Origin of the sequence: Stenotrophomonas mori, from assembly GCF_023556335.1 — a bacterium.
Lineage (GTDB): Bacteria > Pseudomonadota > Gammaproteobacteria > Xanthomonadales > Xanthomonadaceae > Stenotrophomonas > Stenotrophomonas mori.
Genome location: NZ_JAIKTS010000010.1, coordinates 1 through 623, shown reverse-complemented (window position 1 = coordinate 623; position 623 = coordinate 1). Strand labels below are relative to the sequence as shown.

The following is a 623-nucleotide window of genomic DNA, read 5'->3' as shown; positions in this document are numbered from 1 at the left end:
CGCCCGGAAGCGGCCATGCGCGATCCGCTGACCACCCTGGACTGGGTCAACCTGTACGCGCTGGCGGTCAACGAGGAGAACGCCGCCGGTGGCCGCGTGGTCACCGCCCCGACCAACGGCGCGGCCGGGATCCTGCCCTCGGTGCTGCACTACTACGACCGCTTCTGCCCCGGCAGCACCGAGCAGGGGGTGTTCGACTTCCTGCTCACCGCCGCGGCCATCGGCATCCTCTACAAGGAGAACGCCTCCATCTCCGGCGCCGAGGTCGGCTGCCAGGGCGAGGTCGGGGTGGCCTGCTCGATGGCCGCCGGCGGGCTGATGGCCGCGCTGGGCGGCAACCCGGGGCAGATCGAGAATGCCGCCGAGATCGGCATGGAGCACAACCTGGGCCTGACCTGCGACCCGATCGGCGGGCTGGTGCAGATCCCCTGCATCGAGCGCAACGCGATGGGCGCGGTCAAGGCGATCAATGCCGCGCGCATGGCCATCCGCGGCGACGGCAAGCACAAGGTCAGCCTGGACAAGGTCATCAAGACCATGCGCGACACCGGCCGCGACATGCAGGACAAGTACAAGGAAACCAGCCGCGGCGGCCTGGCCGTCAACGTCATCGAATGCTGAGC

The 623-nt window shown here is 69.3% G+C and carries 1 protein-coding gene; it reads left to right on the top strand.

The genetic code is table 11. The features are described from left to right. Positions 1-621 (top strand): L-serine ammonia-lyase (locus K5L01_RS14840; RefSeq protein ID WP_250065383.1); only part of this gene is annotated, 621 nt, incomplete at its 5' end. Between the last annotated feature and the right edge of the window lie 2 nt (positions 622-623).